The following is a 25,111-nucleotide window of genomic DNA, read 5'->3' as shown; positions in this document are numbered from 1 at the left end:
CCGGCACGTCCCCTCCGGTTCGGATTGCGGGGATCGGTCCGGTGGGGGTTCCCGGTCCGTCCGACGGTCCGGTGGTGGCGGCCACTGTCGTCCCACCCTGTGGGCAGCTGGGCCGCCCAGAGGGCGGAACGGGTGGGCACAGCCCCGTCCGACGGTCACTTTGATGTGTGGGGAGGGGTACGGCGGCCCCCGGGCGCTGTGGGCTACGGGCGCCAGGGCACCCGGTGTTCCGCGAGACGCGAGAGAATTGCGTGGTTGGCCTCCCAGCCGTCGGGGAACTTGACGGTGACGCCCAGTTGGACCGGCTCCGTGGACGGGTGGTCGTCCAAGAGCGCGTCAACTCCTGCACGGCACACGACGATGCACGCGTGCCGGTGCCGGGACGCGAGCACGCACAGGCGCCCCGTCTCCAGGTGGAACGCCGTGGCGTCCGGTCGGCCGGAGAGCGGATGGAGAACGACGGTCACGTCGAACTCCCGGCCCTGCAGGCGGTTGGCCGTGTCGACGGTCACGTCCACGACCCCGAGGGCGGAGAGCGCGCCGCGTACGGCTGCCGCCTGGTCCCGGTGCGCCGTCCCCACCGCGATCCGGTCGGCCGTGAGCGGCGCGGGGTCGGGGGACCGCTCCGAGGTCGCCGCCCCGCCCCGGTCAAGGAGGCGCCGCACCACGAGAGCGACGGCCCGGACCGCCTCGGGGTCCGTACGCGGGGTGTTCCGTGCGGGCAGTTCCAGGAGGCCCCACCCGGAGAGGGCCGCTTCGTCGATCACGCGGTCGGGGCCCGAACCGTCGGAAGGGACGGCGAAGTTCAGGGCACGGTCGGCATGGGAGGTGCCGCTGCGGAAGGGCGTGAAGGGGTAGAACGCGTCGGACACCAGCGGCGCCGCCGACGCGGGCAGCCGCCACGACACGGGCAGCCGATGCTGCGGCAGCCCGGGATTGTGGGCGAGGAGCGTGGTCACCGCGGAGGCCGACGGGTCGTACGCGAGCCCCGCCCACTGCTCGGCCTCGGCGATGGCGAACGGGTCCAACTGCCCTGGGTCGCCCACGAACAGGGCCCGCTCGAAGAGCCCGGCCACGGCGAGGAGGGCGTCCGACCGCATTTGGTACGCCTCGTCGACGATGGCGTGCCGCCAGGGCTCGACGTCCTTGACGTGCCCCCACTTCGCGGCGGTGGAGACCACGACGTCGAGCCCTGCGAGGTCGCCCGCCTTCGCTGACTTGCGTACGTTCGGAAGGGCGTCGAGAGCCTTGTCGTACGGGTCCGGGTCGCTGCTGTGCAGCCGTCCGACGGGCAGCTCGGGATTCTTCTCGGCGAGGCGCAGGACGAGGTCGTCGACCTGGGCGTTGGTCTGGGCGACGACCATCAGGGGGCGCCCGGCCGCGGCCAGTTCGAGGGCGGCGCGGACCACGAGGGTGGACTTCCCGGCGCCGGGCGGGGAGTCGACGACGACGCCCCGGTGCGCCCCGTGCAGCGTGTCGCGCAGGATCGCGTCGGTGGCCCGGGCGGCCTCCGTCCCGGGGTCGAACGGCGCCTGGCCGGGGGCGATGGGGGCCGGGCTCACAGGATGTCCTCCGGTGTCACGGGGTCGGGCCGTTCGCCGACGGGGGTGGCGGCGGGTTCGGTCCGCGGGGGGCCGCCGTGCGTCCACGGGGTGTCCTCCGGGTCCGGGAGGCGCGGCCCGCCCCGCTGCTCGTGCTCGAAGAGCGTCCAGCACAGGCGGTCGCCCACCTCCGGGACCGAGCCCGGCTCGGGCTCCTTGCCGCGGCCCATCTTGTCCAGGAGACGCAGGACGAGCCCGCCGTCGGGGGCGTGGGCGACGAACTGGAAGGACTGGGGCTTGCCCGCGAGGGAGCGGTAGGCCTTCACGCCCTCGTCGAGCTGGGGGCGGTCGGGGGTGCGGACGGTGACGAGGGGGCGCGGCCGTGGCGAGCGGCCCTCGCTGTACGCCATGACGACGTCGGTGACCTCCCCGGCGAACGCCTCGCCCGCGAGCCGCCGCCCGGCCATCACCAGGGGGTCGTCCAGGGCCTCCTGGGCGTCGAGCCTGGCCTGCTCGCGCTCGCGGGTTGCCAGCTTGTTCGCGGCGGTGACCGCGTCGTCGACGCGGGGCTGCGGCGGCTCACCGGCGGCGACGCGGTCGCGGTGCCCGGTGAACGACCAGCGGTCGCCGCGCCACCGGTCGACCGCGCTCGGCGCCTCGGGCAGCGTGCACAGCGCGTCCAGGCCGCGCCACACCGCGTCCCACGTGGGCCGGGTGCGGCTGGCCACCAGGGCGTCGATCTCGCGCTCGGCGGCGCCGAGCGCGGCCAGCAGCGCGTCCGCCTCGACGCCGTCCGCGGCGGCGGCGAGCGCGGTGCGGGCCCGGTCGTGGCGCTCGATGGCCGGGGCGAGGAGCTGGTTGTCGAACGCCGGGTCAGTGGCGGGGCCCGCGGGCGGGCACAGCAACTGCCCGTCGGCGTCCCTGGCCAGCTCCGCCCGGAGCGCCGCGTCCGCCCCCGACGTCCCCTCGGGCGCCTCGATCCACGCGAGCAGCGCGCCCAGGTGCTGCTCCTCCAGGGAGGACTGGCCCGTGGCCCAGTGCCGGGACAGCAGGTCGGTCATGGCGAGCAGCAGCGACGAGCCGGGCACCCGGGAGCGCTCGCCGTAGTGCGTGAGCCAGCGCCCGAGCAGCGGCACGCGCGGGGGCGCGGGATACGGCGCGTCCGGATCCTGCTCGGCGGTCCGCCGGAACCGCATGGACCGGCCGAGCAGCCGGACGAACTCGATGCCCGCGCGGCTCGGCACGATCAGCTGCGGGGCGTCCGCGCACAGCTCGACCTCGACCTTGACGCGCTTGCCGGTCTCCGGGTCGGCCTCGGTGCGCTCGGCGGCCTCGACGTCGTCCGCGTACGACTCGACGTACGGCAGCAGGATCTCGGCGAGCCGGGACAGGAACGCGAAGCGCAGGTCGCGGTCGCGGGGCTGGGCCACCGTGAGCAGCAGGGGGGACGTGCGCTCCGTGCCGATCAGGGCGCCGAGCGGGGCGCCCGTCTCGCCGGCGGTGATGAGCGGCACGAAGACCAAGGGGCGCTCGGACAGGTGCCGGTGCCGGACGGTGGCCCTGGGCTGGGCGCGGCCTGTGGTGGCGGCGTCGAGCCGGGCCAGGTTGTCGATCAGGGACAACGCACACCTCCGGCGAGCGCCTCCGCGCGCAGCGCGCCCGCGCGGCGCAGCGCCGCCACCGCCGGGTCGTCGGCGTCGCCCGCCTCGCCCCTGGCCGCGGCGAGGGCCTCGTCGATGGTGGCCAGCGTGCCGAGGTCGGCGCGCAGGGAGCGGCCGAGCGAGGTCAGCTCGCCCGCCGCGCGGGCCCGGTCGCGGCAGTGGAAGGCCAGCTCGCAGGCGGCCAGGCACTCGGGGGCGTACGTCGCGGGGACCGCGTCGACCGCGGCGGCGAGCTCGGCGGCGGGCCGCGTCACGTCGAACGTCGTGCCGGGCGGCAGCGTGGCCGCGATGTCCTCGACGCGGGTCAGGCGGGACAGCTGGCGGCGGGTGACGGCGAGCTGCTTGCGGACGTCCACGGCCGAGGCGGTCGGCAGGTTCGAGAAGTCCTTGGGGCAGACGAGGAGCGCGCGGTGGCGCACCTCGGGCGCGGGGTCGAGGCGGCGCGCGACCTCCTCCAGGGCGAGGACGTACACCGCGGCCTGGCGCGCGGCCGCGCCCACCTTCGCCGCGTCCGCGGCGCCGTCGATCATGGGGAAGGACTTGATCTCGACGACCGTCCAGGTCCCGTCCGGGGCGACGACCACGGCGTCCGGCTCCAGGAAGGCGGGCGTGCCCGCGACGTCCAGGGCCAGCATCGGGTGGTCGAGCAGCGTCCAGGTCCCGGTGGCCGAGGCCTCCTCGAGGGCCAGCTCCGTGCGGGCCGTGCGGCCCGCGGGTCCGGCCGCCGTGAGGTCAGGAACGCTCGCCGCGCCGGGCTCCGGCTCGGGGCCGCCGCCCAGGCACGCGTGCGTGAGGCGCAGCAGCTCCGTGCCGCCGTCGGCCTTCACCCGGGCCTCGAAGGCGTGCCCCCGCATGAACGCGAACTGCGACTGCCCGAAGCCCGAGGGCGAGCCGAGCGCCTCGGCGAGCGCCGCCTTGGGCACGCCCGCGCCGTCCAGGAGCGCGCGCCGCCCGCAGCCCGGGTTCGCCGCGAGGGCGGCCAGGGCGCGGGCGTCCAGGGACTGCGGCGGTACGTCAGGTCCGCGCAGCTCCGCGAGCCGGTGTCTGAGCGCCGTCCCCGGTGTCCGCGGCGCGGCCCGCGGGTCGGGCGCCCTTGTTCCCGCGGGGCTTGCCGCCCGGCTTGGCGGCGGACTTGCCGCCCGGATCGGTCCCGAGCTTGCGCTGATGGGGAATTCGCTCACCCGCCGAAGTCTGGCATCCGGCACTGACAATCGAGGAGTCAGTGGCGTCTGAGGCGGCGGTGGCGGCGGTGGTGTCCGTGGCGGCCTTGTCGCGTCCGGCGGCGCGGGTGGCGACGGCGGTCGCGAGGACCGGCCGCAGCCGGGCCTTGACCCGGGCCGCGCCGCGCTGCACCGGCCGGACGAGCAGCAGGCCGAGCCCCATCACGGCCGCGCCCGCGACCGCGTCGAGGAAGTAGTGGTTGGCGGTGCCCATGACGACGATGGTGGTGAGCAGCGGATAGGCGATGGCGATGGCCTTCACCAGGGGCGTGCGGCCGTACCGCCACAGCATCACGCCGCACCAGAGCGACCAGCCGACGTGCAGGCTGGGCATCGCCGCGTACTGGTTGGTCATGCCGCCGAGCCCGCGCGGGGCGCTGGCCTGGCCGCCCCACCAGCCCCAGTCGCTGTACTGCGCCATCGTGTCGACGAAGCCGTGCTTGCCGTCGAGGAGCCGCGGCGGGCAGGTCGGCATCAGCGTGAAGCCGACCAGGCCGATGAGCGTGGACACCATCAGCCAGGTGCGGGCGGCGGCGTAGTGCACGGCCCTGCTGCGGAACAGCCAGATCAGCACCAGCGGAGTGACCAGGTAGTGCAGCGAGGCGTACCAGAAGTCCGCCGGGACGCCGATGGAGGTGTGGGCCGTGAAGAGCCGGTTGAGCGGATGCTCCAGGTTCAGGTGCAGCGCCTTCTCGACCCGCAGGATGTCCAGGCCGTGCCCCACGGCGGTCGTGACGTCCCCGCGCGCGAGCAGCCGCCCGGCGGAGTAGGCCCCGTACACCAGGAGGATCAGTGGCAGCTCCGTCCACCAGCGCGGGCGCAGTGGGGTCGTCGGGCCCTCGGATATGCCGCGGCTGCCGGCGCCCTTTGCCTCGGTCTGCGGCATCCGGTGGGTCCCCCATCTCATTCGCGCTGTTCCCGCTCTGTTGTCGCGGCGTACGGCCGCTGGGTCACTTTACGGCGTACGCGAAGGCCGATGAGCCATCCCCCTGTGCCTCAAAGACGCAGAGATCGCCGCCCGGGTTGCGCCTCTGCGGTGTGAGTGATGATGGAAGGAACGGACAGGCGACTGTCCCCTTTTGTCCTTGCATGTCCTTGTAGAAAGGCTTCTCATGGCACCGCGCATCCTGCTGGCCCGGCACGGACAGACCGAGTGGTCGCTGTCCGGAAAGCACACCGGCAGGACGGACATCCCGCTCCTCGAAGAGGGCAGGCGCGGCGCGAAACTCCTGGGCCAGCGGCTGCACCGGGCGCCCTACGACGGCCTCCCCGGAGTCGAGGTGCGCACCAGCCCGCTGTCCCGCGCGCGGGAGACGTGCGAGCTCGCCGGGTTCGGCGACCGGGCCGCCGAGTGGGACGCGCTGATGGAGTTCGACTACGGGGCGTACGACGGACTGACGCCCGCCGACATCCAGGCCCTGCGCCCCGGGTGGTTCATCTGGCGGGACGGCGTCCCGGACGGCGAGACGCTGGCGCAGGTGTCCGCGCGCGCCGACGAGGTCGTCGCCTGGGCCCGCGAGGCCGACCGGGACGTCCTCGTCTTCGCCCACGGCCACATCCTGCGCGCGATCGGCGCCCGCTGGCTCGGCTACGACATCGAGTTCGCGTCCCGCATCCGCCTCAACCCGACGTCCCTCTCGGTCCTGGGCTGGGCCTATGGCGAGCCCGCCCTGGAGTCCTGGAACGAGACCGGCCACCTCGCCGGATAGCTCGCGGGCCGGAACGTCGCCCACGCGCGCGTGCGTCGTGTGCCGTCAGCCACGCGCGCGTGCCGCGTGCTGCTCCAGGAAGCCCGTCACCTCGGCGGCCCGCCGGTGCGGCAGAAGCAGCCGGGCGGTGGTCGCGAGCATGCACGCGATCCGCGACGACTGGACCTCGTCCAGGAGGGCGAGGACCCGCAGGCCCGCCGCCGCGGCCTCGTCCGGGCGGCCCGCGCGGGCCAGGTCGTCGGCGAGCTCCGCGGTGTACAGCGCGATGTTCCGCGTGAACTCCGGCGTCTGCTCCGCCGCCACGCCCGCCGCGCGCTGCGCGTGCCGGGCCGCGCGCTCCCACTGCCCGAGCGCCGACCAGCACTGCGCCTCCAGGCCGGCCAGCTCCGCGGCGCCGTAGAAGGTCATCCACTCCGGGTCGGTCTCGGCCGGGCCGCGGTCGAACAGGGCGTGCGCCCGGATGAGCGCCTGGCGGCAGCCCGTGCGGTCGCCGAGCCCGGCCCAGCCGCCCGCCTCGCGCAGCGCGAGCAGGGAGAGGAACCGGGGCGACTCCAGGCGCCGGGCGGCCCGCGCCGCGGCCTGCGCCGCCCGCACCGCCTCCCGGGGCCGGCCCGCGTCCCTGGCCAGGAACGCCGTGTTGCAGAACGCGTGCGCCTCCAGGGCGGGGTCCCCGGCCATCCGGGCCGTCGCGAGGGCCTCCGCGTAGTGCGAGCGGGCGTCGTCGAAGCGGCCGGAGTCGTGCGCGAGCCAGCCGACGGAGATGGCGAGCTCGCCCGCGCCGGAGTACAGCCGGGCGGTCGCCGCCTGCCCGCCCTGCCGGGTGGTGCCCGCGTCGAGCAGGGCGTAGGCGGTGCGCAGCGGGGCGGCCGCCCGCTGGTAGAGGCCGTCGGCGCCGTGCCGGTCGTCGAGCAGGCGGATCTCGCGGACGGCCTCCTCGACGGCGTTCACCTCGTGCTCGTCCGCCGCGCGGAACCGGCGCGGCTCGCGGGCGCGGGCCTCGGCGGCGCTCAGCGGGAGCCCGACGGCGCCCAGGGAGGCGACGGCCACGGTGGCCGTGCCGCTGGTCATGAATGCGCGACGCCGCACGTCGCTCTCCTCGGTGCTGAAGGTGTTGTCGCTGTCACTGGCACGCGGGTACCTCGGGTCGTGGTTGTCATGCGGGCGGCCGGTGGCCTCCCCGCGCGCGTCCCCGGCGGCCCGCGCCCCCCGGCCCCGGACGGCCGCGCGCGGCGCGAACCCCAGGTCCGTCAGCGTCCGGCCGGGGAACATGTGCAGGAACACCCGTTCGTACGCGTAGTTGGGGCACCGGATCTCGCCCGCCTCCACGCGGCCGACGTACCGCGCGTCGCAGCTGACCCGCTCGCCGATCTCGCGCGCGGCCCGCCGCACCGCCGCCGCGAACTCGCCCGGGGAGCGCTGCCCGCGCAGCTGCCGGAACGCGATGTTCGGACGCGGAGGCGGAGTTGACGATGCCGATGACGACGACGCCATGCCGGATCCTCTCGCTGGAGACCGTGCTGGACCGTGGCACGCCGGCCCGCGCCGTCGGCCGCCGGTACGCCGACCGGTGCGGACGTGTTCCCTCCGGCTCGGTCCGGCATGTTCCGGCTCGGTCCGGCGTGTTCCGGCGTGTTCCGGCGGAGCATGAACGTACCGGCTGTGAACCGGCCACCACGCGGAGTTTGGCTACAAACCGGATATCTCACCCGTGATCTGCCATGAACTGCCATCCTTTGCGGCGGCGTGGCGCCGTAGCCGTTGACGCGTCGGCGCGTTGAACCATGCGGAGAGGGAGCGACGCCGCTTCCGCCCTGGCGAGGAGGTTCCCTTGTTGGAATTCGGCATGGAGAACAGCGAATCCGGGGGCGCGCTGACGACGGCCGGGCACCGGCCGAGCCAGGACCGCAGCGCGGGACCCGGCTGCGTCGGCCTCGACGGCTACGAGGACCCCGACGGTCACGAGGAGTGCGACCTCGTGACCGTCCCCGCGCGCCAGGGTCTCGAGGCCGTCGACATTCTGCGCCGGGGGGCCGGTGCGGAGGCCGTGGGGCCCGTGCTGCACGACGGTGGGTGCGACACGCTCGGCTTCCTCGTGCCGCCCGGCACCGCGGACGGGTGGGATCTGCCCGGCAGCGCCTGTACCCAGACCTTCGGGCGGGGTGTCGCCGTGGTCCGGGACCCCGATCCGGTGCCCGCGCCGCCCGTCGCCGGGACGGGATGGCTCGTGCCGCCAGGGGAAACGGACCCGGTGACCGACCCCGCTGTGCTGCGGGCCGCGCTGGGGGAGGCCGCTCGCATGATCGAGGCCGCGGACAACTGTCGTTGACTTTGCGGCGTGGGTACAGGGGGCTGCGCCCCTTGCCCCGCTTTTCGCCGCTTCGCGGCTCGTCCTCAAGCGCCGGACAGGCTGTAGTGGCCTGCTGAGCGGGTGTCTGCCGCCGCGTTGATAATGGGGGTGTGGCACGGAATCGGCGGGGACGGTCGGCGCGGGAAGCACTCGTCGAGGAAGTCGACGGAGGGCTTGCCGAGCTGATGCCCGACCGGGAGCGGGCCCGGGGGTGGACGCTGCTGGTCGACGGTGCGCCGCAGTCGCACGTCGATCTCGACGACCCCGCGCACCTCGACTTCGAGTACCAGCGCCGGATCGGCCACATCATCGACCTCGCCGCCCCGCCCGCGCGGCCCCTGCACGTGCTGCACCTCGGCGGCGGCGCCCTCACCCTCGCCCGGTACGTCGCCGCGACCCGGCCCCGCTCCACCCAGCAGGTCGTCGAGCGCGACACCGCCCTCGTCCAGCTCGTCCGCCGCGCCCTGCCCCTCGACCCCGGCGCCCGCATACGCGTCCGCGGCACCGACGCCCGCGAAGGGCTCGCGAAGACCCCCGACGGCTGGGCCGACCTCGTCATAGCCGACGTGTTCAGCGGCGCCCGCACCCCCGCCCACCTCACCACCGCCGAGTTCCTCGGCGACGTCCGCAGGGCCCTGAAACCCACCGGCTGGTACGCCGCCAACCTCGCCGACGGCCCCCCGCTCGCCTATCTGCGCGGCCAACTCGCCACCGCCGCCACCGTCTTCCCCGAACTCGCCCTCGTCGCCGACCCCGCCGTCCTGCGCGGCAAACGCTTCGGCAACGCCGTGCTCCTCGGCGCCGGACAGCCGCTGCCCATCGCCGAACTCACCCGGCGCAGCGCCGGTGACCCGCACCCGGCCCGGGTCGAACACGGGCCCGCGCTCGGCGCCTTCAGCGGCGGCGCGGCGGTCGTCAGGGACGCGGGTGCGGTGGCGTCGCCCGCGCCGCCGTCGTCGGTGTTCCGCTGACGGCCGGATTCCGTCACGTACACCGGAGTTCAGTACGTGTTGATGTCCACCTTCGGCGCGTGGTCGTGCCACGTGCAGAACACCGAGACGCGGTCCGCGCCCGAGGTGTACTCCACGCGGATCCACGTCGGCGCCTTCCACACCTGCATCGACCAGCCCGCCGCCGGTGACGCCGACACGAGCGTCGCGGAGGACCTGCCCAGGTCGAAGACGACGCGGCCGCCCTCGGTGGTGTAGCCCTTGACGCTCCCCGACCGGGGCGGCGAGGCGGAGTTCTCGGGCCGGTCGCCCCGCGGATGGTCCGGGGACGGGCGTTGCGGGCTCTTCGTGCCGCGCTCCGGCGTCTTCGTCGGGTCGGGGTGCTTCGACCCGGACGGCTCGCCGGACTTCTCCGGCGGGCTCGGGGTGGGCTCCGGGCGGTGCGTGGACGACGACCGCGGCAGCGCCGACCGGTCGCCGGACACCAGGGGAAGCGCGCGCGGCGGATCGTACGCCGTGCCCGCCATCACCGTGCGCACACCCCACCACGACAGCGTGACCGCCGCGCCCGTGGCGAGCGACCACGCGATGGTGTGTACGAGACCTCTGTGCATCGCGGGCCATAGTGCACCACCCGCCGCGCTCAGGGCCAGGAGGCACCCGTGTCCCCCGAATGGCGTACGGTGCCGCCCATGGCAAGTGTGCTCGTCGTCGAGGACGACCAGTTCGTACGCTCGGCCCTCATCCGGCATCTCACCGACGCCTCCCACACGGTACGGAGCGTCGGCACCGCCCTGGAGGCGCTGCGCGAGGTCGCGCATTTCCGGTTCGACCTGGTCATCCTGGACCTCGGACTGCCCGACCTCGACGGGGCCGAGGCGCTGAAGATGCTGCGCGGCATCACCGACGTACCCGTGATCATCGCGACCGCGCGCGACGACGAGGCGGAGATCGTGCGGCTCCTCAACGACGGCGCCGACGACTATCTGACCAAGCCGTTCTCCGTCGAGCACCTGTCCGCGCGCATGGCCGCCGTGCTGCGGCGCTCCCGCGGCTCCGGATCCGGCAACGGCGAGGCGACCCCCCGGCCCGTGCTCCAGGTCGGCGGCCTCACCGTCGACCCGCTGCGCCGCCAGGCCCAGTTGGACGGCGCCCGGCTCGACCTGACCCGGCGCGAGTTCGACCTGCTCGCCTTTCTCGCCGGGCGGCCCGGAGTCGTCGTACCGCGCAAGGAACTCCTCGCCGAGGTCTGGCAGCAGAGCTACGGCGACGACCAGACCATCGACGTCCATCTGTCCTGGCTGCGCAGGAAATTGGGCGAAACCGCCGCCAACCCCCGCTATCTGCACACCCTGCGGGGCGTCGGCGTGAAGCTGGAGCCACCGCTGTGACCCGCGCCCGGCGGGCGGGAGCCGCGCCGTGAGGTGGGCGCTCGTGCGGGTGTGTCTGGCCGTCACCACGATGGTCGTGGCCGCGTTCGCCATCCCGCTGGGCCTCGTCATCCAGGAGATGGCCCGCGACCGCGCCTTCTCGGCCGCCGAACGGCACGCCGCGGGCATGGGCCCGACCCTCTCCATCACCACCGACCGCACCCAGCTCAGCCGGGCCGTCGCCAGCTCGGAGGCGGGCGGCGACGGGCGGATGGCCGTGTACGTACCGGCCGTCGGCGAGCAGCCGCCGCTCAGGATCGGCGACCGCCGCGCCGCCGCCCGCGACGTGGCCGCCACCCGGGAGGAGGGGCGGGCCAGGACCGCCGGCGTGCCCGGCGGCTCCGCGCTGCTCCAGCCCTTCGGCCTCAGCTCGGGCGAGATCGCCGTCGTCGAGATCTTCGTGCCGGAGAGCGAGGTCAGCAACGGCGTGGCCACGGCCTGGCTGGTCCTCGCGGGCGTCGGCGTGGCGCTCATCATCGGGTCCGTCGCGGTCGCCGACCGCCTCGGCGTCCGCATGGTCCAGCCCGCACGGCGGCTCGTGGGCGCCGCGCACGACCTCGGCGAGGGCAAGCTCGCCGCGCGGGTGCCGGAGGACGGGCCGACCGAACTGCGGCTCGCCGCCGTGGCGTTCAACTCCATGGCCGACCAGGTCGTCCAGCTCCTCGCCAACGAGCGGGAACTGGCGGCCGACCTCTCCCACCGCCTGCGCACCCCCCTGACCGTGCTGCGCCTCAACGCCGCCTCGCTGGGCGAAGGCCCCGCCGCCGAGCAGACCCGCGTCGCCGTCGAACGCCTCGAACGCGAGGTCGACACCATCATCCGTACGGCGCGGGACGCGAAGCCGCAGACGGCAGCCGGCGTGCACATCGGTCCCGGCGCCGGGTGCGACGCCGCCGAGGTGATCCGCGAACGGATGGAGTTCTGGTCGGCGCTCGCCGAGGACGAGGGGCGCGAGGCGCGGGTCGCCGGGGTGGAGCAGCCGGTGTGGATCCCGGTGGCCCGGGCGGACCTGGTCGCCGTGGTGGACGCCCTGCTCGGCAACGTCTTCCGGCACACCCGGGAGGGCGCGGCCTTCGCCGTGGACGTGCACAGCGGGGAGGACGCGGTGATCGTGCTCGTCTCCGACGCGGGGGGCGGGATCGCCGATCCGCAGGCGGCGCTGGCCCGGGGCAACTCGGGCGCATCCTCAGGCTCGACCGGCCTCGGCCTCGACATCGTCCGCCGCCTCGCTGAGTCCACCGGCGGCGATGTGCGCATCGGCCGCTCGGTTCTCGGCGGTACGGAGGTGCGCCTCTGGATCCAGCGGGATCCGCGGCGGTCCCTGGCCGGGGGGCGGCGGAGGGGGAGTGTGCGGCGGCGGGGGCGTCCCCGATCCCGCCCCTTCCCGAAACCGGGGGCTGCGCCCCCTGGACCCCGCTGATCGGCGCTTCGCGCCTCGTCCTCAATCGCCGGACGGGCTAAAACTTTGCCGGGGCGGGCTAAAACCGTGCCGCACCGGCGAAAAATCTAGCCCCTCCGGCGTTTGAGGAGCGGGGGTCTGGGGGCAGCGCCCCCAGTTTCGGGAAGGGGCGGGATTGGGGAAGAAGCCGCCCAACCTTTCCCCACCCCGATCCCACTCTTAAGCCCGCCCTAAGATCCACCCCCGGACCCGGGAAGCCCCATTTGTCGCGCCCACGCGGGGCTAACGTGCGGAGCGGTCCCACCCGCACCCCCCCCGAAAAGGCAGGCGCAGCCATGAGCACCCACCGTCGCAGAATCACAGGCAGGCAGAAGGCGATCGGCGCCGTCGTCACGGCGGCCGTCGTCGGTGGCGGTGCCTTCCTGTTGTCGGGCACGGCCCAGGCGGCCTCCGTCGGTGCCGCGTACAGCAAGACCAGCGACTGGTCGGGCGGTTACACCGCGCAGTACGTCGTCAAGAACAGCTCCGACGAGGCCAAGGCCGACTGGACCCTGGAGTTCGACCTGCCCGCGGGCGCCGAGCTCAGCTCGCTGTGGAACGCCGAGCACAAGGTCGACGGGCGCCGCGTCACCGTCACACCGCCCAAGTGGGACAAGGAGCTGGCGCCGGGCGAGTCCCTGACGGTCGGCTTCGTCGTGTCCGGCGCCGCCGATCCGGTCAAGTGCCTGATCAACGATGCCAAGTGCGCGGCCGACGACGGCGCGGCCCCGCAGCCCTCCGGCCGCCCCACCGAGAAGCCCACCCAGGACCCGACCGGCAAGCCGACCGAGAAGCCCACGGACAAGCCCACCGACAAGCCGACGGAGAAGCCGACCCCGACCCCCACCCCGAGCGAGGGCGCCGGAACCAAGGGCGCCGCCAAGTTCGCCCCCTTCGTCGACACCTCCCTCGCTCCGGCCTACGACCTCCTCGACACCGCCACGAAGACCGGCGTGAAGGAGTTCAACCTGGCCTTCGTCACCTCCGGTGGCGGCTGCGAACCCCTGTGGGGCGGAAGCACCGCGCTCGGCGACGACAAGGTGGCCGCCCAGATAGGTGATCTGCGCGCCAAGGGCGGTGACGTCCGCGTGTCCTTCGGCGGCGCGGCAGGATCCGAGCTCGGCCTGCGCTGCGACAGCGCGGGCGCGCTCGCCAAGGCGTACGGCAAGGTCATCGACACGTACAAGCTCACCAAGGTCGACTTCGACATCGAGGGCGCGGCCCTGCCCGACACCGCCGCCAACTCCCGCCGCGCGCAGGCCATCGCCGCCCTCCAGAAGGACCACCCGGGGCTCGACGTGTCCTTCACGCTGCCGGTGATGCCCGAGGGCCTGACCCAGCCGGGCGTCGACCTGCTCGCCGACGCGAAGAAGAACGGCGTGAAGATCGGCGCCGTGAACATCATGGCCATGGACTACGGACCCGCCTACAGCGACGACATGGGCACCTACGCCACCCAGGCGGCGACCGCGACCCAGGCGCAGATCAAGGGCGTGCTCGGCCTGTCGGACGCGCAGGCCTGGAAGACCGTCGCGGTCACCCCGATGATCGGCGTCAACGACGTCACCACGGAGATCTTCAAGGTCGACGACGCCACCCAGCTGGTGAAGTTCGCCCAGGACAAGGGCCTCGGATGGCTGTCGATGTGGTCGTCGACGCGCGACAAGGCCTGCGCGGGCGGCAACAACTCCGTTCAGCCGACGTGCTCGTCGATCGCGCAGGACCCGCTGGCGTTCACGAAGGCGTTCGCCGCCTACAAGTAGCCGCGAGCAGCCGCCGAGGAGCGGCCTCCCACAGCCACCGCATCCCCCCACACGCGCCCCGGCCGGCACCTTCCCCCCACCCGGCCGGGGCGCACACTTGTCCCCTGGGCCGCAGGACTCACTCCTCGGCCGCGCGCAGCTCCCCGCTCGCCGCCACCTTCGCGTACCAGTGCGCGCTCGACTTCGGCGTCCGCTCCTGCGTCTCGTAGTCGACGTACACCGCCCCGAACCGCTTGCTGTAGCCGTACGCCCACTCGAAGTTGTCCATGAGCGACCAGAGGAAATAGCCGCGCACGTCGGCGCCCGCGAGGATCGCCTCGTGCACGGCGGTGAGGTGGCCGTGCAGATAGCGGATCCGGTCGGGGTCGTGGACCTGGCCGCCCGCGCCGGGCTTGTCGTCGTAGGCCGCGCCGTTCTCCGTCACGAAAAGGGGAACCCCGGGGGCCTGAGCGGTGTACTCAAGGAGAAGGTCCTTCAGGCCGGTGGGGTCCACCGGCCAGTCCATGGCGGTGAGTTCGCCGGGCGCCCGGTGGAAGGAGACGGAGTCGGCGCCCGGCCAGGGGGAGTGGTCGGCGGCGCCGTGCCCGTCGAGACGCGGTCCGTCCGCGTGCGGGGCGGCCGACACGACAGCGGGGGAGTAGTAGTTGATGCCGAGGAAGTCCAGCGGCTGCCGGGCGGTGGCCAGGTCGCGGTCGCGCACGAAGGACCAGTCCGTGATCCGCGCGGTGTCGGCGAGCAGATCGTCGTCGTACGTCCCGCGGAGCATCGGCCCGGTGAAGACGCGGTTGGCGAGCGCGTCGATGCGGCGCCGGGCGTCGAGATCCGCCGCGGACGGGGTCAGCGGGCGCACGGCGCTCGGGTTGAGGCAGACGCCGACCCGGGCGCGGGGCGGCAGCGCCGCGCGCAGCGCCCGGGCGCCCAGGCCGTGGGCGAGGTTGAGGTGATGCGCCGCGCGCAGGGCGGCCTCGGGGTCGGTGCGGCCGGGCGCGTGCACGCCCGAGCCATAGCCGAGGAACGCGCTGCACCAGGGCTCGTTGAGGGTCGCCCACAGCTCCACGCGGTCGCCCAGCGCCCCGGCGACGATGCCCGCGTACTCCTCGAAGCGGTAGGCGGTGTCCCGCTCCGGCCAGCCGCCGCCCGCCGGGGAGCCGCTGGGGAAGGCCGACTCCAGCTCCTGGGGCAGGTCCCAGTGGTAGAGCGTGACCATCGGCGTGATGCCGTGCGCGAGCAGCTCGTCGACGAGTGCCCGGTAGAAGTCGAGCCCGCGCTGCACGGCGGGCCCGCGCCCGGTCGGCTGCACCCGCGGCCACGACACGGAGAAGCGGTACGCGCCGATCCCGAGGTCGGCCATCAGCCGCACGTCGTCGCGCCACCGGTGGAAGTGGTCGCAGGCCACGTCCCCGGTGTCCCCGCCGAGCACCTTGCCCGGCGTATGGCTGAAGGTGTCCCAGATCGACGGCGTCCTGCCGTCCTCCCGCACCGCCCCCTCGATCTGGTACGCGGCGGTGGCGGCGCCCCACACAAAGGAGGCCGGGAATCGCAGGTTCGCGTGGGTCATGGAAGCGCTCCCATGGGTCGTACGGAAAGGTCCAATAGGCGTGCCGGTGGAGTGGGTTCAGCCTTTTACGGCGCCCTGCATGATGCCGCCCACGATCTGCTTGCCGAACAGGACGAAGGCGATGAGCAGTGGCAGCGTGCCGAGCAGCGCGCCCGCCATGATCACGGACTGGTCGGGGATCTGACCGCGGCCGAGCCCGGCGAGGGCCACCTGCACGGTGGGTTCGCCGCCCTGCGTCAGCGCGATGATGGGCCAGAAGAAGTCGTTCCAGGCCATGACGAAGGTCAGCATGCCGAGGACGGCCATGGCGGGCCGGGCCGCGGGGAACACCACGTGCCAGATCAGCCGCAGACTGCTGGCCCCGTCGACCCGGGCGGCCTCGATCACCTCGGTGGGCAGCGCCTCGATGAGGTACTGCCGCATGAAGAACACCCCGAAGGCGCTCACGAGCGTCGGCAGGATCACCGACTGCAGCTGATCGGTCCAGCCGAACTCGGCCACCATCATGAACAGCGGTACGACACTCAGCTGCGGCGGCACCATCATCGTGCCGATCACGAGCAGCAGGAGCAGCCCCCGGAAGCGGAACCGCAGCTTGGCGAAGGCGAAGCCCGCGAGGGTGGAGAAGAGCACGGTGCCCACGGTGATGGTGCCCGCCACCACCAGGGTGTTGAGCAGGGCCGTGCCCATGTTGGCGTCGGTCCAGGCGATCTCCAGGTTCTTGAAGAGGTTCCCGCCGAACCAGAAGGGCGGGGGTGTCTCGGCGAGCCGCGTGTTGTTGCGGGACGCGGCGATCGCCGTCCACACCAGGGGGAAGAGGGAGCCGATGGTGAACAGGATCAGTACGGCGTAGGCCAGCTTGCCGCCGTGCAGTTGGCGTCCGGCGCCGCGCTTCTTGAGGCGTGCGCCGCTTGTCTTGAGGCTTGCGCCGCGTGTCTTGAGGCTTGCCACGTCATCCCCTCACGCGCTTCTGCGGATCCAGCGGCTGATCGCCCAGTTGAGCAGGCCGATCAGGACGAGAATGAGGAACATGGTCCAGGCGATCGCCGAGGACCGGCCCAGGTGCTGGTTGAACCAGCCCTGTTCGTAGAGATAGAGACCGAGCGTCTGGAACTGGTGGTCGGAGCCGCCGGTGGGGCTCGCGCCCTGGCTGAAGAGCAGCGGCTCGCCGAAGAGCTGGGTCGCCCCGATCGTCGACACCACGCAGGTGAACAGGATCGTCGGCCGCAGCGAGGGAATCGTGACGTGCAGGAACTGCTGCCAGCGGCTCGCGCCGTCGAGCGCCGCCGATTCGTACAGATCGTTGGGGATGGCCTGCATCGCGGCCAGATAGATCAGCGCGTTGTAGCCGGTCCACCGCCAGATGACGATCGAGGACACGGCGAACTGCGCGGTCCAGTCGCCGTTCTGCCAGTCCACGGCGTCGACGCCGACGAGCCCGAGCGCCCAGTTGATCATGCCGTGGTCGGTGCGGCTGAACATGAGCACGAAGACGAGCGTCGCCGCGGCCACGGACGTGGCGTAGGGGGTGAGGATCGCGACGCGGAAGAACATGGAGCCGCGCAGGCGGTAGTGCAGCAGATGGGCGAGGCCGAGGGCCATGAGGAGCTGCGGCACGGTCGAGATGAGGCCGATGGTGAAGGTGTTGCGCAGCGCGTTCCAGAAGAAGTCGTCCTCCAGGAGCCGCGAGAAGTTGCGCAGCCCCACCCACTCCATGTCGGTGGGCGTGCCCAGCTCCACCCGGTGCAGCGAGGCCCACCCCGTGTAGAGCAGAGGGAAGAGCCCGAAGGCGATGAAGAAGAGGAAGAACGGCGCGATGAGGGCGTAGGGACTCCACTTCATGTCCCAGCGGTAGCGGCGGCTGCGCCGGGCCCGGCGGCGCTCGGCCGCCGGGTCGGCGAGCAGCGCCACGGACCGTGCGCGGGGGGCCGCGCCCTCCTTCCCCGTGGAGGGCGCGGCGGTACGGGTGTCGCTCGGGATGTCGGTCACCGGATGATCACTGGTCCAGTGCGTTGTCGATCGTCTTCACTGCCTTGTCCCAGGCCTTGTCGGGAGACGTGCCCTTCTGGTCGACGCCGAGCATCCCGGTGTCGGCCAGGTACTGGGAGATGATCCCGTCCTTGGGGCCGATGGGCTGGACCGGCACGCCCTCGGCGGCCTTGGCGAAGATCTGTCCGACCGGGGCGTCGCCGAAGTAGGCGTTCTTGGCGTCCTTCACCTCGGGCAGGGCGTACGCGGCCTCGGCGCTCGGGAAGCTGGCCCGCTTGTCGAACAGCTTGGCCTGCTGCTTCGGTGCCGTCAGCCAGGCGACGAGCTTGGCGGCCTCCTCCTTGTTCTTGCCCGCCTCGGGCACGGTCAGGAAGGAGCCGCCCCAGTTGCTCGGCTTGGGCGCGGCGGCGACGTCCCACTGGTCCTCGCCCTTGTCGCCCGCCTTGTCCTTGATGTAGCCGAGCATCCAGGGCGGGCAGGTCACGGTGGCGAAGGAGGCGTTGGAGAAGGCCTGGTCCCAACTGGGCTGGAACTGCTGGAGCTTCGCGGTGAGCCCGGCCTCGGCGAACTCGGCCGCGAGGTCCCAGCCCTCCTTGACGCCCGCGCTGTCCTTGTACACCAGCTCGCCCTCGGCGTCGTAGAACTTCTCCTTGCCGGAGCCGTGCACGGCGGCCATCACGCCGGTGGCGCCGTCGACGAAGGCGGTGTCCTCGGGCGCCTTCTCCTTGAACCGCTTGCCCGCCTCCAGGTACTTGTTCCAGTCCCCGGCCCAGAGCTTGCCGACCTCCTCGCGGTCCGTGGGCAGCCCGGCCTTCTTGAAGAGGTCCTTGCGGTAGCAGATGCCGGTCGGCCCGATGTCGGTGCCGAGGCCGATGGTCTTGCCGTCGTCGGTGGTGCCCTGCTGCCACTTCCAGTCGAGGTAGGCGCCCTTGTCCACGCCCTTGGCCTTGCCGAGGTCCATCAGCTTGCCGGAGTGGGTGCCGGTCAGCTCGGCGATGTTGCCGACCTCGACGGCCTGGATGTCGGAGAGGCCGCTGCCGCTGCTGAGGTGGGTGAGCAGGGCAGGCCAGTAGTTCTCGTTGCGCTGTACGGAGTTCTGCTTGATGTCGATGTCCGGGTTGAGGTCCTCGTACTCCTCGTAGAGCCCGGCCTCCTGCAGGCCGAAGGCGCCGAACACCCCGACGGTCAGGGTCGTCTTGCCCTTTCCGCCCCCGCCGTCCCCGCCGCCCCCCGAGGAACCGCCGGGCTCGTCGGAGTCCTCCGCGCAGCCGGCGAGCAGTCCGGCGGCGAGAGCGGTGGCGGCCGCGAGGACCACGGCCGTGCGGGACGTTCGAGTCCTGTAGCGCATTGCGTCCTCCTGGTCCCAGACGTACCGACAGCCGGTCAACTCTCGTATGAAATGTGCGAGTTGGTGGGAAATGGCTCGGACGGGACGTGCGGGTCATGTAAGAGCCGGGTAGGGTGGGAGCGCTCCCATGTGTGATGCCTTGAAGGTTCGCGGCTCGCCCGGGGGGTGTCAAGGCACCGGACGCCGGGAGTTGCGGGCCGTCGGCGCCGTCGCTGGTGGTCGTGGCCCTGCTGTTAGATTCGCGTCGTGGGGAGGCACTGATGGGGAGCGGTCAGCCCAGGGGGCGCGGCGGGGCACGGCCCACGCTGGAGGAGGTCGCCGCGCGGGCGGGGGTCGGGCGTGGCACGGTGTCCCGGGTGATCAACGGTTCGCCCCGGGTGAGCGAGCAGACGCGCGCGGCCGTCGAGGAGGCGGTCGCGGAGCTGGGCTATGTCCCGAATACGGCGGCCCGGGCGCTCGCCGCGAACCGCACGGACTCGATCGCCGTGGTCGTCCCCGAGCCCGAGTCCCGGTTCTTCGCCGAGCCGTACTTCTCGGACATCATCCACGGCGTGGGCACCGCGCTCGCGGATACGGACATGCAGCTCCTGCTGACGTTCGCGGGCGGTGACCGGGAGCGCCGCAGCCTCGCCCAGTACCTGTCGGCGCACCGCGTGGACGGTGTCCTGCTGGTCTCGGTGCACGCCGACGACCCCCTCCCGGACCTCCTCCAGCAGCTCGACATCCCCGCAGTGATCAGCGGCCGCCGCTCGGCCGACGAGCCGCTGGCCTCGGTGGACTCCGACAACTTCGCGGGCGCCCGGGCGGCCGTCGACCACCTCCTGGACCGGGGCCGCCGCACGATAGCCACGATCACGGGGCGCCTGGACGTGTACGGCGCCCAGCGCCGCCTCGACGGCTACCGCGACGCCCTCACCGAGGCGGGCCACCCCGTCGACGAGGCCCTGACAGCCCGCGGCGACTTCACCGAGGACGGCGGCCGCCGCGCCATGACGGAGCTCCTGGCCCGCCGCCCCGACCTGGACGCAGTCTTCGCGGGCTCGGACGTGATGGCGGCCGGCGCCCGCCAGATCCTGCGCGAGGAGGGCCGCCGCATACCGGACGACGTGGCCCTGGTCGGCTTCGACGACTCGGCCATCGCCCGCCACATGGACCCACCCCTGACCAGCGTCCGCCAGCCCATCACGGAGATGGGCCGCACCATGACGGACGTCCTCCTCGCCGAGATAGCCGACACCCGCCCGGCAGCAGCCCGCCGCCTCGCCCGCCGACAGATCGTGCTGCCGACAGAGCTGGTGCGCAGGGCTTCGTCCTGAGGGGTTCGGCTCCGTCCGTGCGGGGGCCGGGAGGCGCGGCCTGACATGCGCCTTTCATCTGGCAGAGAGATACTTGACGTATCAGCCCCGCGCGCCATCTGGGGGCGTCATGCCAGGTCAGCGGCCTCCTGCCGCGTCATCGCCGAGTGGGTGGGGGCGGCGGCCACCGGGTGGGCCGCCGAGCGGGCCACTGAGCGGGCCTCCCTGGGGACAGCGTCCTTCGCCGAAGCGGAAGCGGCTCGGGCGGGTGTTTCTGTACGTGGCCCTGATCGCTGTCGTCCTGGTGGCGATCGTGGTGGCGCTGGTGCTCTCCGGCGGCGGTGGCGGTGGTGAGGAGAATCCTCCCGAGCGGGGCCCTTCCCAGGAGCAGACCGCTCCGTCGGAGCCGGACGCGCGTGCTGACGTAGAGCTCACGAAGTGCTCGGTGGCGTCGAGTACCGGCTGGCCCACCGCTGAGCTGCGCATCACCAACCACAGCTCGCAGACGTCCGACTACTTGATCGCGGTGGAGTTCGTCGATGCCGACGGTGTGCGTATTGCCGAGGGAGGCGCTGTCGCGAGCAACTTGGCGCCGGATCGCGTGGCGAACGAGACTGCGTCCGGGCTGCGTCAGGCGTCGGGGAAGATCGTCTGCCGGGTCACCGATGTGACGAGGCACGCATCGCCCTAGGCCAGGTCGCGCGCGAGCCGGAAACAAATCGGCCCCCGACCCGTTCCCGGGTCAGGGGCCGATCCTTCAGGGTGAGTGACGGGACTTGAACCCGCGGCCACCTGGACCACAACCAGGTGCTCTACCAACTGAGCTACACCCACCACGGGCCGGTCTTTGTCGTTCTTCCGACCGGCCGAGAAAAAGTGTACAGGGTCCGAAGGGGTGCTCGCGCACGCCTTTTACGGACCCCGTACACGGGGTGCCGGGGAGGGCTAATCCGCAGGCAGGACGTACTTCGCGGCGATCGACTTGGCGGTGTCGGAGTCCGGCCCGGGCTGCGGGACGAAGATCGCCTCGCGGTAGTAGCGCAGCTCCGCGATGGACTCGCGGATGTCGGCGAGGGCGCGGTGGTTGCCGTTCTTGTCCGGGCTGTTGAAGTACGCCCGCGGGTACCAGCGCCGGGCCAGCTCCTTGATGGAGGAGACGTCGACGATGCGGTAGTGCAGGAAGTCCTCGAGGGTCGGCATGTCCCGCAGCAGGAAGCCGCGGTCCGTGCCGACCGAGTTGCCGCACAGCGGGGCCTTGCGGGGCTCCTTCACGTGCTGCCGGATGTAGGCGAGGACCTGCTCCTCGGCGTCGGCCAGCGTGGTGCCGCCGGCCAGCTCGTCGAGGAGCCCCGAGGTGGTGTGCATCTGCCGCACCACCTCGGGCATGGTCTCCAGGGCCGCGTCCGGCGGGCGGATCACGATGTCCACACCTTCGCCGAGCACGTTCAGTTCCGAGTCGGTGACCAGTGCGGCCACCTCGATAAGTGCGTCATCCGTCAGCGAGAGCCCGGTCATCTCGCAGTCGATCCACACCATGCGATCGTTCATGCGCCCAACCCTACGGCGCGCTCCTCTGACCGGGCAGGGGAGTGCGACCCGGCGCGTACGCGTCGGAGTGCGGCTTGCCCGGATCCATCGGCAGCGAAGCCGTGGCTCCGAGCGAGCTGGCGGCGGCCGTGCGCCGGGTCTGGGACGGGACGGGGCCCGGCGCCAGACCGGAATGTCCGCCCGGACCCGGTCCTGGTCCGTCCGCGGCGACCACCGAGGGTCCGGCGCTCATGGCGGCCGCCGCCGTGGCCGCGGAGGCGGCCGACGGTGCCGGGGGCGCCGACGCCGACTCCAGGGACCGCTCGTTCTGCGGCCGCCGCGCCCGGTACGCCGCGCGGTACGCCGCGGGCGAGGAGCCGAGCTGACGCCGGAAGTGGCCGCGCAGTGCGACCGGCGAGCGGAAGCCGCAGCGTCCGGCGACCTCGTCCACGGAGTAGTCGGAGGTCTCCAGGAGCCGCTGTGCCTGCAGCACCCGCTGAGTGATCAGCCACTGCAGGGGAGCGCTCCCGGTCAGCGAGCGGAACCGCCGGTCGAAGGTGCGCCTGCTCATATAGGCGCGGGCAGCCAGCGTCTCCACGTCGAACTGCTCGTGAAGGTGTTCGAGTGCCCAGGCGACGACCTCGGCGAGCGGGTCGGCGCCGATCTCCTCCGGCAGCGACCGGTCCAGATAGCGTTCCTGGCCACCGGCCCGGCGCGGCGGCACGACCAGCCTGCGGGCGAGCGCGCCCGCCGCCTCGTTGCCGTGGTCGGTGCGCACGATGTGCAGGCAGAGATCAATTCCGGCCGCGGTGCCGGCCGACGTCAGCACGTCGCCGTCGTCGACGAACAGCTCGCGCGGGTCGACATGCACGGACGGGTAGCGCTTGGCCAGCGTCGGCGCGTACATCCAGTGCGTCGTCGCCGGTCGGCCGTCCAGTAAACCGGCCGCGGCCAGGACGAACGCGCCGGTGCAGAGACCGACGATGCGCGCGCCCTCCTCGTGCGCGCGGCGCAGCGCGTCGAGTGCCTCCAGCGGGGGCGGCGATGTGATCGAGCGCCAGGCCGGCACCACGACGGTGCCCGCCCGCGAGATCGCCTCCAGCCCGTGGGGCGCGGTCAGTTCCAGCCCGCCGGTGGTGCGCAGCGGCCCCTCTTCACCGGCGCACACGAGCAGCCGGTATCGGGGTACTCCCGCGTCCTGCCGGTCAATGCCGAACACGGAGAGAGGTATGGAACTCTCGAAAATGGGACCACCGCTGAAGAGCAGCACCGCGACGATCTCCCGACGTCGCCGCCCGGAGAGTTTCCGCGCCGCGGCTTCCTGCACGGCAGTGGAGTCGTGGCTCATGGTGCTAAGCCCCCCTCGGTCGTCGCGGCTCCCTGTTCTTGACGTGCTTTCTGGGCCTGTCGCTCCTGCACGTTTCCCCTCGGTCCTCCACCAGTCCCCCGCCGTACTACAGTCAAGATCGAATCTACTGCGTCACGTGACGCCGCTGTGACCAGTTCAGCACCCGGCGCATTGTCGACATGGCAACTTGGCGTGAAGCATTCGATCACGAAGCGTCGCACTCACGGGCCGCGCAGGGAAGTGCGCCTTGTGCCAGTGGCCGGTCAACGTAGGGTGCAGAGGCCTTCCCCGCTCCTTTCACCCCTGGTGAGACGTGGGTTGACCCCCCGTTCCGCCAGGGAATGCCGACGGCCGGGAAGTTGGCTGAAAACGTACGGGAGAGTGCGTGGGAATCAGTCAGTCCACCGGCGCGTCCGGCCCCGGACGACGGCCGCCCCGGTGCGCCCCCGGAGCCTGCCCCTTGCGCCTCCCGCGCGTGGCCGCGCCCCGCTGCGCACGGGCCCGCGCCGCCCCGCGCTCGGACTGCTGCAGAAGCACCCGGCACACCCCGGTCACGGCGGCGAGCCCCAGGGCCGCTCCGCCCGCGCCGGCCAGCGAGGTCCCGTACCCGACGAGGACCACCGGAACCAGGACACAGGAGAAGGCCGCCCAGCGCACCACGTCGCTCGCCGATTCCTGCGGGGCGGGCGCCGGGGTCCTCGCGGGGCGTGGCGCGGGGACCGAGGGGGCCCGGCGCTCGCGCGCCCCCTCGGGTGCGCGGCGGCGGGTGGTGGCTGCGGCGGCCGGGGCGGCGGTGGACGGTCCTGGCACGGCGTGCTCCCTGCGGCAGTGGTCTCGCACGGTGTGGCGGTGACGGCGGATGTCTCCGAAAGAGTGGTTTCACGGGTTCAACGCGCGGCCGACCGGCCGGTCACTGGCCTGAAGGGACCGCGCGCGCGAACCGGGCGCAAACCGCCTGTACGGGGCAGCCGCCATTGCCATCCGAGCCGGGCTCATGCATGCTCCGGTGAACGCCGTGCGGCCTCCGTGAGGCCTTGGCGGGCCTAGTGCGGGCCCGCGGCGGCGCCCCCGGGCGGCAAGACCGGGCGGGTCCCCGAGGGGCCCGGACGGGGCCCGCCGAGAGCTGGGCAGGAGAGGAGTGCGGCCGTACCCTTGGGGGTAAGGGGTTGGGAAGATGATTCCCGGACACACGTCCGGTGATGTGCGTCGTCACGGTGCCCGACCTGCGGTGACCCGCACGCATCCGAACCTGCTGTACCTGCTCTTGTCACCCTGTTCCCTACCGCGCACGCAGACGGCGCACCCGAAAAAAGCCGACCCTCCCACAGAGGACTCCTTCGCCGAGACACCGATGGCCGGTCACGAATTCTCCGAACCCGCGAACCGCAAGCGGCAGGTCGCCGATCCGAGCGCGACCCCCCAAGCGGCGGAAGAACCACGCCACTCCTGCGATCCCGCCTTCCGGCACGGTGTCGTCGTCGGCTTCGACGGCTCGACATCCAGCGAGCGGGCCCTCGCCTACGCGATCGGGATGGCGCACCGATCCGGCTCCGGCCTGATCATCGTCCACGTCGCCAACCGGCTGCCCACCACCGTCTGGGCGGGCTGTGAACCCCCGGTCTTCGTCGATGTCCCCGACCACCGCACCGAAGTCCTCGGCCTCGAACTGGCCTGCGCCGAATATCTGTCGGAAGTGCCCTGGATCCTGGTCGAGCGCGGCGGCGACATCTGCCACGAACTCGAAGAGGTCGGCCGGGAGTACTCCGCGGACGCCATCGTCGTCGGCTCGACGCACGGGATCGTGGGGCGCATCTTCGGGTCGGTCGCGGGTCGGCTCGCGCGCCGTGCGCAACGCCCCGTCGTGGTGATCCCCTAGCCGCGCAACTCCCCTTCGTCCCAGGTGGGATGAGGGGCGCGAGGCGGTGGCCGCGCATCGGCGACGCATAAATCTACTCGCGCGTAGAGGTGGGTTGCTCCCTTGTGAAGG

General features: G+C 72.8%; 22 protein-coding genes and 1 tRNA gene. 9 read left to right on the top strand and 14 right to left on the bottom strand.

Annotation, left to right across the window (positions count from 1 at the left end):
* Nucleotides 1–203 precede the first annotated feature (203 nt).
* The 4 genes from OO63_RS12415 to OO63_RS12400 are packed head-to-tail and all read right to left on the bottom strand — an operon-like array spanning nt 204 to nt 5,308.
* The gene (locus tag OO63_RS12415) at nt 204–1,562 is read right to left on the bottom strand and encodes an AAA domain-containing protein (protein ID WP_234311265.1); all 1,359 of its coding nucleotides are present in this window, start codon (nt 1,560–1,562) and stop codon (nt 204–206) included.
* Nucleotides 1,559–3,163, bottom strand: coding sequence for a hypothetical protein (locus tag OO63_RS12410; RefSeq protein WP_030360022.1), 1,605 nt, complete (start codon nt 3,161–3,163; stop codon nt 1,559–1,561). The genes OO63_RS12415 and OO63_RS12410 overlap by 4 nt, the downstream gene beginning before the upstream one ends.
* On the bottom strand, nt 3,154–4,230 hold the full coding sequence (locus tag OO63_RS12405; protein WP_051810797.1) for a hypothetical protein: 1,077 nt from the start codon (nt 4,228–4,230) through the stop codon (nt 3,154–3,156). The genes OO63_RS12410 and OO63_RS12405 overlap by 10 nt, the downstream gene beginning before the upstream one ends.
* Nucleotides 4,217–5,308: a phosphatase PAP2 family protein gene (locus tag OO63_RS12400; RefSeq protein WP_051810791.1), complete on the bottom strand. Its 1,092-nt coding sequence runs from the start codon at nt 5,306–5,308 to the stop codon at nt 4,217–4,219. The genes OO63_RS12405 and OO63_RS12400 overlap by 14 nt, the downstream gene beginning before the upstream one ends.
* Nucleotides 5,309–5,534: 226 nt before the next feature.
* On the opposite strand from OO63_RS12400, the gene OO63_RS12395 reads away from it, so the two are divergent.
* The gene (locus tag OO63_RS12395; protein ID WP_030360019.1) at nt 5,535–6,131 is read left to right on the top strand and encodes a histidine phosphatase family protein; all 597 of its coding nucleotides are present in this window, start codon (nt 5,535–5,537) and stop codon (nt 6,129–6,131) included.
* Between the two features lie 45 nt (nt 6,132–6,176).
* On the opposite strand, the gene OO63_RS12390 is transcribed toward OO63_RS12395, so the two are convergent.
* The gene (locus OO63_RS12390; protein ID WP_030360018.1) at nt 6,177–7,622 is read right to left on the bottom strand and encodes an NsdA family TPR-like regulatory protein; all 1,446 of its coding nucleotides are present in this window, start codon (nt 7,620–7,622) and stop codon (nt 6,177–6,179) included.
* A gap of 352 nt (nt 7,623–7,974) precedes the next feature.
* Here OO63_RS12390 and OO63_RS12385 point away from each other — a divergent pair, with 352 nt between their 5' ends.
* Together OO63_RS12385 and OO63_RS12380 are read left to right on the top strand one after the other, a co-directional pair.
* Nucleotides 7,975–8,457 (top strand): hypothetical protein, encoded by a 483-nt coding sequence (locus OO63_RS12385; RefSeq protein ID WP_030360017.1) that lies wholly within the window; start codon nt 7,975–7,977, stop codon nt 8,455–8,457.
* Between the two features lie 206 nt (nt 8,458–8,663).
* Entirely contained in the window at nt 8,664–9,449 is a 786-nt protein-coding gene (locus OO63_RS12380) for a spermidine synthase (RefSeq protein WP_380834671.1), read from the top strand.
* Between the two features lie 29 nt (nt 9,450–9,478).
* Here the strand turns inward: OO63_RS12380 and OO63_RS12375 are convergent, their stop codons facing one another.
* Nucleotides 9,479–10,042, bottom strand: a complete 564-nt coding sequence (locus OO63_RS12375; protein WP_030360015.1) for a hypothetical protein — start codon at nt 10,040–10,042, stop codon at nt 9,479–9,481.
* Nucleotides 10,043–10,120: 78 nt separating this feature from the next.
* Between OO63_RS12375 and OO63_RS12370 the strand changes: the two genes are divergently transcribed.
* From OO63_RS12370 to OO63_RS12360, 3 genes are all read left to right on the top strand, one after another.
* Nucleotides 10,121–10,819 (top strand): response regulator transcription factor, encoded by a 699-nt coding sequence (locus OO63_RS12370; protein ID WP_030360014.1) that lies wholly within the window; start codon nt 10,121–10,123, stop codon nt 10,817–10,819.
* Between the two features lie 28 nt (nt 10,820–10,847).
* Nucleotides 10,848–12,278, top strand: coding sequence for a sensor histidine kinase (locus tag OO63_RS12365; RefSeq protein WP_051810790.1), 1,431 nt, complete (start codon nt 10,848–10,850; stop codon nt 12,276–12,278).
* A gap of 314 nt (nt 12,279–12,592) precedes the next feature.
* Nucleotides 12,593–14,059, top strand: coding sequence for a cellulose binding domain-containing protein (locus OO63_RS12360; RefSeq protein ID WP_030360012.1), 1,467 nt, complete (start codon nt 12,593–12,595; stop codon nt 14,057–14,059).
* A gap of 118 nt (nt 14,060–14,177) precedes the next feature.
* On the opposite strand, the gene OO63_RS12355 is transcribed toward OO63_RS12360, so the two are convergent.
* Genes OO63_RS12355 through OO63_RS12340 form a run of 4 tightly spaced genes read right to left on the bottom strand, consistent with a single transcriptional unit; the run spans nt 14,178 to nt 18,954 of the window.
* A complete protein-coding gene (locus OO63_RS12355; protein WP_030360011.1) occupies nt 14,178–15,617 on the bottom strand; it encodes a GH1 family beta-glucosidase in 1,440 nt (479 codons plus the stop codon).
* Between the two features lie 57 nt (nt 15,618–15,674).
* Entirely contained in the window at nt 15,675–16,568 is an 894-nt protein-coding gene (locus OO63_RS12350) for a carbohydrate ABC transporter permease (RefSeq protein ID WP_051810789.1), read from the bottom strand.
* A gap of 9 nt (nt 16,569–16,577) precedes the next feature.
* Complete coding sequence (locus tag OO63_RS12345; RefSeq protein WP_106983411.1) at nt 16,578–17,606, bottom strand: carbohydrate ABC transporter permease; 1,029 nt, start codon at nt 17,604–17,606, stop codon at nt 16,578–16,580.
* Nucleotides 17,607–17,613: 7 nt separating this feature from the next.
* Nucleotides 17,614–18,954: an ABC transporter substrate-binding protein gene (locus OO63_RS12340; RefSeq protein WP_030360008.1), complete on the bottom strand. Its 1,341-nt coding sequence runs from the start codon at nt 18,952–18,954 to the stop codon at nt 17,614–17,616.
* A gap of 260 nt (nt 18,955–19,214) precedes the next feature.
* Between OO63_RS12340 and OO63_RS12335 the strand changes: the two genes are divergently transcribed.
* Nucleotides 19,215–20,270, top strand: a complete 1,056-nt coding sequence (locus OO63_RS12335; protein WP_030360007.1) for a LacI family DNA-binding transcriptional regulator — start codon at nt 19,215–19,217, stop codon at nt 20,268–20,270.
* 259 nt (nt 20,271–20,529) lie between these two features.
* Entirely contained in the window at nt 20,530–20,940 is a 411-nt protein-coding gene (locus OO63_RS12325; protein ID WP_157853991.1) for a hypothetical protein, read from the top strand.
* A gap of 70 nt (nt 20,941–21,010) precedes the next feature.
* Here the strand turns inward: OO63_RS12325 and OO63_RS12320 are convergent.
* The 4 genes from OO63_RS12320 to OO63_RS47765 all read right to left on the bottom strand — a co-directional run bounded on the left by OO63_RS12320 (nt 21,011) and on the right by OO63_RS47765 (nt 23,934).
* A tRNA-His gene (locus tag OO63_RS12320) sits at nt 21,011–21,083 on the bottom strand.
* A 111-nt stretch (nt 21,084–21,194) separates the two neighbouring features.
* Nucleotides 21,195–21,797, bottom strand: a complete 603-nt coding sequence (orn, locus tag OO63_RS12315) for an oligoribonuclease (protein WP_030360005.1) — start codon at nt 21,795–21,797, stop codon at nt 21,195–21,197.
* A gap of 10 nt (nt 21,798–21,807) precedes the next feature.
* A complete protein-coding gene (locus tag OO63_RS12310) occupies nt 21,808–23,124 on the bottom strand; it encodes a helix-turn-helix domain-containing protein (protein ID WP_030360004.1) in 1,317 nt (438 codons plus the stop codon).
* A gap of 396 nt (nt 23,125–23,520) precedes the next feature.
* The gene (locus OO63_RS47765) at nt 23,521–23,934 is read right to left on the bottom strand and encodes a hypothetical protein (protein WP_380834613.1); all 414 of its coding nucleotides are present in this window, start codon (nt 23,932–23,934) and stop codon (nt 23,521–23,523) included.
* A gap of 541 nt (nt 23,935–24,475) precedes the next feature.
* Here OO63_RS47765 and OO63_RS12300 point away from each other — a divergent pair.
* Nucleotides 24,476–25,000 carry a universal stress protein gene (locus tag OO63_RS12300; RefSeq protein ID WP_030360002.1) on the top strand — a complete coding sequence of 175 codons (525 nt, stop codon included), beginning with the start codon at nt 24,476–24,478 and terminating at the stop codon, nt 24,998–25,000.
* The last annotated feature ends 111 nt before the right edge of the window (nt 25,001–25,111 follow it).

This window comes from Streptomyces alboflavus (assembly GCF_000716675.1).
Lineage (GTDB): Bacteria > Actinomycetota > Actinomycetes > Streptomycetales > Streptomycetaceae > Streptomyces > Streptomyces alboflavus.
Note: the sequence above shows the minus strand (reverse complement) of the source record. Positions and strands in the feature narration are given on the sequence as shown.

Coding starts and splice junctions, on each gene's coding strand:
- OO63_RS12300 (WP_030360002.1), top strand. CDS start 24,476: ATGGCCGGTCACGAATTCTCCGAACCCGCGAACCGCAAGCGGCAGGTC.
- OO63_RS12360 (WP_030360012.1), top strand. CDS start 12,593: ATGAGCACCCACCGTCGCAGAATCACAGGCAGGCAGAAGGCGATCGGC.
- OO63_RS12400 (WP_051810791.1), bottom strand. CDS start 5,308: ATGCCGCAGACCGAGGCAAAGGGCGCCGGCAGCCGCGGCATATCCGAG.
- OO63_RS12385 (WP_030360017.1), top strand. CDS start 7,975: ATGGAGAACAGCGAATCCGGGGGCGCGCTGACGACGGCCGGGCACCGG.
- OO63_RS12355 (WP_030360011.1), bottom strand. CDS start 15,617: ATGACCCACGCGAACCTGCGATTCCCGGCCTCCTTTGTGTGGGGCGCC.
- OO63_RS12335 (WP_030360007.1), top strand. CDS start 19,215: ATGGGGAGCGGTCAGCCCAGGGGGCGCGGCGGGGCACGGCCCACGCTG.
- OO63_RS12395 (WP_030360019.1), top strand. CDS start 5,535: ATGGCACCGCGCATCCTGCTGGCCCGGCACGGACAGACCGAGTGGTCG.
- OO63_RS12370 (WP_030360014.1), top strand. CDS start 10,121: ATGGCAAGTGTGCTCGTCGTCGAGGACGACCAGTTCGTACGCTCGGCC.
- orn (WP_030360005.1), bottom strand. CDS start 21,797: ATGAACGATCGCATGGTGTGGATCGACTGCGAGATGACCGGGCTCTCG.
- OO63_RS12375 (WP_030360015.1), bottom strand. CDS start 10,042: ATGCACAGAGGTCTCGTACACACCATCGCGTGGTCGCTCGCCACGGGC.
- OO63_RS12390 (WP_030360018.1), bottom strand. CDS start 7,622: ATGGCGTCGTCGTCATCGGCATCGTCAACTCCGCCTCCGCGTCCGAAC.
- OO63_RS12310 (WP_030360004.1), bottom strand. CDS start 23,124: ATGAGCCACGACTCCACTGCCGTGCAGGAAGCCGCGGCGCGGAAACTC.
- OO63_RS12380 (WP_380834671.1), top strand. CDS start 8,664: ATGCCCGACCGGGAGCGGGCCCGGGGGTGGACGCTGCTGGTCGACGGT.
- OO63_RS12340 (WP_030360008.1), bottom strand. CDS start 18,954: ATGCGCTACAGGACTCGAACGTCCCGCACGGCCGTGGTCCTCGCGGCC.